At 43.4% G+C, this 5,457-nt stretch carries 7 protein-coding genes and 1 pseudogene; 4 read left to right on the top strand and 4 right to left on the bottom strand.

Annotated features, from left to right (window positions below; all coding sequences use genetic code 11):
* Positions 1–1,795: NAD-dependent DNA ligase LigA (ligA, locus tag F8H35_RS01420; protein WP_472571787.1), on the top strand; the 1,795-nt coding region annotated here is incomplete at its 5' end.
* Here the strand turns inward: ligA and F8H35_RS01415 are convergent.
* Positions 1,792–2,406 (bottom strand): hypothetical protein, encoded by a 615-nt coding sequence (locus F8H35_RS01415; RefSeq protein ID WP_472571786.1) that lies wholly within the window; start codon positions 2,404–2,406, stop codon positions 1,792–1,794. The genes ligA and F8H35_RS01415 overlap by 4 nt on opposite strands.
* 10 nt (positions 2,407–2,416) lie before the next feature.
* Complete coding sequence (locus F8H35_RS01410) at positions 2,417–2,773, bottom strand: roadblock/LC7 domain-containing protein (RefSeq protein ID WP_472571785.1); 357 nt, start codon at positions 2,771–2,773, stop codon at positions 2,417–2,419.
* A gap of 169 nt (positions 2,774–2,942) precedes the next feature.
* Between F8H35_RS01410 and F8H35_RS01405 the strand changes: the two genes are divergently transcribed.
* From F8H35_RS01405 to F8H35_RS01395, 3 genes are read left to right on the top strand one after another with little or no spacing between them, the layout of a single operon-like run.
* Positions 2,943–3,284: a DUF2853 family protein gene (locus tag F8H35_RS01405; RefSeq protein WP_472571784.1), complete on the top strand. Its 342-nt coding sequence runs from the start codon at positions 2,943–2,945 to the stop codon at positions 3,282–3,284.
* A gap of 6 nt (positions 3,285–3,290) precedes the next feature.
* Positions 3,291–3,683: a HEPN domain-containing protein gene (locus tag F8H35_RS01400; protein WP_472571783.1), complete on the top strand. Its 393-nt coding sequence runs from the start codon at positions 3,291–3,293 to the stop codon at positions 3,681–3,683.
* Positions 3,684–4,136: a hypothetical protein gene (locus F8H35_RS01395; protein ID WP_472571782.1), complete on the top strand. Its 453-nt coding sequence runs from the start codon at positions 3,684–3,686 to the stop codon at positions 4,134–4,136. It abuts the gene before it with no gap.
* Between the two features lie 2 nt (positions 4,137–4,138).
* Here the strand turns inward: F8H35_RS01395 and F8H35_RS01390 are convergent, their stop codons facing one another.
* Both F8H35_RS01390 and F8H35_RS01385 read right to left on the bottom strand, forming a co-directional pair.
* Entirely contained in the window at positions 4,139–5,224 is a 1,086-nt protein-coding gene (locus F8H35_RS01390; RefSeq protein ID WP_472571781.1) for an ABC transporter permease, read from the bottom strand.
* Positions 5,221–5,457 (bottom strand): annotated as a pseudogene (locus F8H35_RS01385) (ABC transporter permease); the annotation flags it as partial. The pseudogene F8H35_RS01385 and the gene F8H35_RS01390, both read right to left, overlap by 4 nt.

The raw sequence follows: 5,457 nt of genomic DNA, 5'->3' as shown, positions 1-5,457 counted from the left end.
GTGGGATAGGAAGGTTAAAGAGCTCCTTGGAACTGATGAGGTTGAATACATAGTTGAGCCAAAGTTTGACGGAGCAAGCGTTGAGCTTGTTTACGAAAAAGACCTGCTGGTCAGGGGAGCTACAAGGGGAGACGGAATCTACGGCGAAGACATTACGATGAACGTTAAGACGATAAAGTCAATTCCTCTGAGAGCTCCCTTCTCAAAACATGGAATAGACCTTATAGCCATAAGGGGCGAAGTTATAATGCCCAAGAGCGTGTTTAAGAAGCTCAACGAGGAGAGGGAGAAGCAGGGACTTCCGCTCTTTGCAAACCCCAGGAACGCAGCAGCTGGAACGTTAAGGCTCAAAAACCCTGCAGAGGTGGCAAAGAGAGGGCTTGACTGCTACGTCTACCAGATACTCCACTCAGAGCCTAAAAAGCCCTGCAAGGATATAAGAACACAGAAAGAGGCGCTGGAGCTGTTATCTGAGTGCGGATTTAAGACTCCTCACATTCAGAAAGTATGTAAGAACATAGATGAAGTAATTGAGACTGTTCTGAAGGCTCAGGAGGAGAGGGAGAGCTGGGACTTTGAGGCAGACGGAATGGTTGTTAAGGTCAACGACATCTGCGCCTGGGAGAAATTGGGTGAGACGATGCACCACCCCAGGTGGGCGGTTGCCTACAAGTTCCCGGCAAAGCAGGCAGTTACAAAGCTCGTTGACGTTGTGTGGCAGGTTGGAAGGACGGGAGCTCTCACCCCCGTTGCAATCTTAGAGCCTGTTGAGGTCGGCGGAGTAATCGTCTCAAGGGCAACGCTTTTTAACCCGGACTTCATCAAGATGAAGGACATAAGGATTGGAGACTACGTAATAGTTGAGAGGGCAGGGGAAACGATTCCATACATTGTTGGGCCGGTGGTTGAGAGGAGAACGGGAAACGAAAAACCCGTAGAGGTTCCAACCCACTGCCCTGTGTGTGGAGCTCCCATAGTTAAAGAGCTTGACGAGGCCGTTCCAAGGTGCCCAAACATCAACTGCCCTGCACAGCTGAAAGAACACATGATTTACTGGGGTAAAGTTTTAGACATCAAGGGGCTTGGAGAGGCAACGGTCAACCAGCTGATGAGGAAAGGACTGGTCAAGTCAATTGCAGACCTCTACTACCTTAACAAGAAAGACCTGATAAGGCTTCCCGGCTGGGGAGTGAAGAAGGCTGAGAACCTGCTGAACCAGATTGAGAAGTCAAAGTCTGCACCTTTCTGGAAAAAGCTCACAGCCCTTGGAATAAGGCACGTTGGAGAGAAAACGGCCCAGCTCCTTGCTAAAAAGTTCAAAAACATTGAGGAGCTGATGAACGCAGGGTTTGAAGAGCTTGCGTCAATTCCCGGAATTGGCCCGATTACGGCAACGAGCATTAAGAACTTCTTTAAGGCAGAACAGAACCTTGAGATGATAAAGAGATTGGAAGAGGCAGGGTTCAAGTTTGAAAGGACGGAAGAGGAAGAGAAAGAGCAGGAACTCCCCAAACCGCTGGCCGGTCAGAATGTTGTATTTACGGGAGAGCTTGACCACTTCACAAGGAAAGAGGCGCAGCACATAGTGGAGCTCCTTGGAGGAAACCCGACAAACTCAGTAACGAGGAAAACAAGTTTTGTGGTGGTTGGTAAAAACCCTGGCTCAAAGTATTCAAGAGCTCAGAAATTAGGAATTAAGATGTTAAACGAGCAGGAGTTCATAGAGATGCTCAAAGAGTTTGCAAAGGAGAACCCAGAAGTAAGGAAAATCCTTGAGGAGAAGGGGCTCCTTTAGGGGAGCTCCTTTTCCATTTCTGAAATAAGTTCCTTCAGAGGCTTAATTATGCTTACGCGCAAAGCAGGTAGATCTCTATGATTCTCAATGAGAAAACAGCTGAGTAGCTTTTCACCTTTCAGGAATATTAACCATCTCCCTTTAATCGGAAAAGCTGCGACTTCAAGATCCCCATAGACTTTATTCAGTAAAGAGATAAAATCAGAAAGTAGAGGAACAAGACCAGGAACAAGCCCATTAAATACTGGATTACCATTGATTTCCAAATACATCAACCTTAAGCCAGTAACTGATTTTTCAATCTTTTCAGTGAGTTTCTTTAAAAAACCGGTTGCCGTTAGATTCCCATTACTATCTAAAACCTGTCTCTTCTCCTTTTGAGAGATTAAATCAGAGATAAACCTTCTCTTCACTTCTTCGTGAAACTTTCTTAAGAAAACTTCCCTCTTTTCACCGAGGGGCACGGAAGAAGAATACTGTTTTACAACTCTACCTTTGAAGAAAACGGAAGAAACAACTAAAGAATCCCCTTTTGCCTCTGTTTGTATCTCAAAAGTATACTTACCGACACATATCTTACCGTTAATTGAAAATCCATTAACACTTCTCATACGAACCTCTTTAGCTATCCATAAATCGTTGTAAATACAACTTCAAATCCCTAAGAAGAACAAGAGATCTATTAAGTTTTACAGACTCTGGAGCTAATATAACAAGCTTGTACTCGCTACCAAGAGAAGATGCCACAACATAGCCTCTGTTAAATTTAAAGAAAAGGGGGTTGTTACAATTAATATCAATAAAAGAAAATAAAGAGGCCAGATCTGCTGAAAGCTTATCTTCATCTACGTAAAAGAGAGAGTAAAAAACTATAGGAAACCCTTCAGAGTCTAAGATCAGAACACTATCAAGACAGTTTTCCTTAACAAAATAGGAGACTTTATCCTTTAAAGCTTCTAAATTCAGAATACCGTGCATTTCCCCCCTCAAATCATTGAGTTATTTTAAGTTAAAAATATATAAGTCTTCTCCTACATTTCAAGCTTTGATATAAGTCAACAATAGCAAAATATTGAATATTAATGACCATTAACACTTCACCGAGAAAATTTGGTTATACCGGGAATAAATAACAGAGGGGGAAACCATGAGTAAATTAGATGAAAAAATTGCTCTCTACAAAGAAACGGCTAAAAAGTTTAAGTTAAAGCTCAGCGACGAGTTGATTGAAGCAGTTACAAGAGGACTGGGGCCGTCAATCTACAACAAAGACTCTGAAACTGTAGCCTGCTCAGATAAGTCCGAGCTTGAAAGACTGAGGGAAAACTTCCTTAAGAAAAAGTTAGGGCTGAAAGAACCTGATGAGGCTCTAGACAAAGCTATAGAGGAAGTTTGTGAAGAACTAAAAGAACTCAAAAGGAAATACAGAGCTCTCTTTTACGCACTCCTCGTAAAGAAGTTTAAGAAAGAGGACGTATACCTGAAATAACGGTTGATGCTGAAATTCAACAGGAAGTTTGTAAAGAAAGCTAAAAGACGGCTTGAAACGGCCAGAATGGCTTTCAGTAAGGGATACGTCTGTTCTGCATGCTCTAACTGTTATTACGCGCTATTCAACCTTATGCAGTCTGTCGTTGGAGATCCACCAGACGGAAGCTGGAGCCACGGCGGGCTGCCTAAAGCTTTTACAAAGAAGGTTTTTCAAGAACAAATACTTCCCACCAACGAAATAAAAGGCTTTGTAGCACTGTGTGACAGTCTATACGCCTTTAGACGAGAATCGGATTATTATGATAGTATACTGGAACACTCTGAAAACGCAAAAAGAGATATTGAAGGTTACATTGCAAAAGTAGAAAGGTTATTAAACCTATTAGAGGAAAAATAGATGTCTAAAAGAATACCAAAGATAAATCACAGAGAAGTTTCTTCAGCACAGCTTAAAAGCGAGTTCTTATCAAGACTAGAAAATAAACTGCAAAGTGTAAACGAAGTCAAAAGGGTTACCATAAGACCAAGACATAAATTGGATATTGACGCTTCAATCAGGATCATTATCTCTTCCCATCGTTCTCTGGAACTCTCTAAAAGAATTGCAGAAGCGATCTCTGAAGCTAAATGGGAAGTTTTCGAAGAACTTGGAGAACTACCTGCTGTTGAGTGGGAAATAGAGAGAGAACCGGTAAAACCTCAGAAAAAGAAACGTATCTATCGCTGGATAAAACCTGCTTTCAGATATGAAAGAAAACAGACAAGGAAGAGAATCTCAAAACGGCAGATCAGAAGAACACCACTTCGGATCTCAAATCTGAATCGTCAGGAAATTGACCTCGGAGAGTAGAACTAAATTTTGCGAACCATGAAGTAGTTACCGAGGGCAAAGAGAGCTCCCCCCTGAAGGGTTAAGGCCAATATGTCGGAAGTTAGCTCTTTCAGTGGAACTCCCTTAATGGCTATTGCGAGAGCTCCGTCTATGTAGTATTTGAGGGGTGAAAGAACTGAAAGCCACTGGAGAAGTTTTGGCATCGCCTCAATGGGAGTCCAGTTTCCAGAGAGGTAGAGAATTGGAATCAGAAGGAGGATTGTCAGCTGAGAGACCTGGAGCATGTTCTCAGAGAGGGAGGCTATGAACATTGAGAGTCCAGAAGCCGTGAAAACGTAGAGGAGAGTTAAGAGGAGGAAGTCCAGCTCACTTCCCCTGAAGGGAACGGCGACAACTCTTTCAACTGTGAAAAAGAGGGCAAAAGCGGTAAAGAGAAGAACTATAAGCCCCATAGCCACAGACTTTGCAACCATAAAAACAATGTTCGGAAGTGGGGAAACTGTAAGCATCTCAACGTTTCCTCTCTCTTTCTCAAGGACGACGGCTGAAGCTGGGAGGAGGAGGAGAAAGAGGGTTATTACTGTGAGGAGCTCCGAGTAGGCCATAAAGAGCTTACTTGAGGCGTTCTGGTTGAAGTAGATTCTGGGAACAACCTCTATTGGAGGCTTAAAGAACCGCCCCGTGATGAAGTTGTAGATTATCTGAGTGGCGTAGGCCGAGAAGAGGTAGCTGGCAGAGACCTCTGCTCCGTTAACTATAACGGCAATCTCTGTTCTGTCGCCCTTTTTGAGCTTTTTCTCAAAGTTGAATGGAATTCTGATAACTCCAACAGCTTTGTCTTTTAAGAGAACGTCTTCAACAGATTTATCTGAGAGAAGGTAGCCCTTAAAGTGGAAGTAAGGCTCTGGAAATTTTGAGAGGAGTTCCCTTGAAGTGTAGGAGTTGTCAAAGTCCTGGGCGTAGAAGGAGGCGTTTTTTAGAGTTAGGTCTATTCCCGTTGCCGCAAGGTAGATGTCTAAAGTGAAGGCGTAAACGGCAAAGAGGAGGAGGCCTCTGTTCCTTAAGAACTGGACGATCTCCTTGTAGAGGAGGATAAAGAAGTTCATCTCTCCCTCTTCTTAAAGAACAGGTAGTTGAGCGAAAAGAGGACAGAGAAAAAGAGCAGAAGGGTTAAAAGGTCTGGAATCAGGTAAACAACGGGGGAGGCCTTAAAGTAGATATCTTTGAGGAGTCTCATGTAGTAGAAGGTTGGAATGAAGTGGGCAGTGAGGAGAGCTCCCTTTCCCATAGAGGAAACAGGAGTCAGGTAGCCGGTGTAGAGGATAGAGGGAACAACTGT

Source organism: Thermovibrio sp., from assembly GCA_015488335.1.
Classification (GTDB): domain Bacteria; phylum Aquificota; class Aquificia; order Desulfurobacteriales; family Desulfurobacteriaceae; genus Balnearium.
This window is presented reverse-complemented; position numbering and strand designations above follow the sequence as displayed.

Excerpts from the sequence above, each read along its gene's own strand:
- F8H35_RS01410 (WP_472571785.1), bottom strand. The coding sequence starts at position 2,773 with ATGCACGGTATTCTGAATTTAGAAGCTTTAAAGGATAAAGTCTCCTAT.
- F8H35_RS01400 (WP_472571783.1), top strand. The coding sequence starts at position 3,291 with ATGCTGAAATTCAACAGGAAGTTTGTAAAGAAAGCTAAAAGACGGCTT.
- F8H35_RS01405 (WP_472571784.1), top strand. The coding sequence starts at position 2,943 with ATGAGTAAATTAGATGAAAAAATTGCTCTCTACAAAGAAACGGCTAAA.
- F8H35_RS01390 (WP_472571781.1), bottom strand. The coding sequence starts at position 5,224 with ATGAACTTCTTTATCCTCCTCTACAAGGAGATCGTCCAGTTCTTAAGG.
- F8H35_RS01415 (WP_472571786.1), bottom strand. The coding sequence starts at position 2,406 with ATGAGAAGTGTTAATGGATTTTCAATTAACGGTAAGATATGTGTCGGT.
- F8H35_RS01395 (WP_472571782.1), top strand. The coding sequence starts at position 3,684 with ATGTCTAAAAGAATACCAAAGATAAATCACAGAGAAGTTTCTTCAGCA.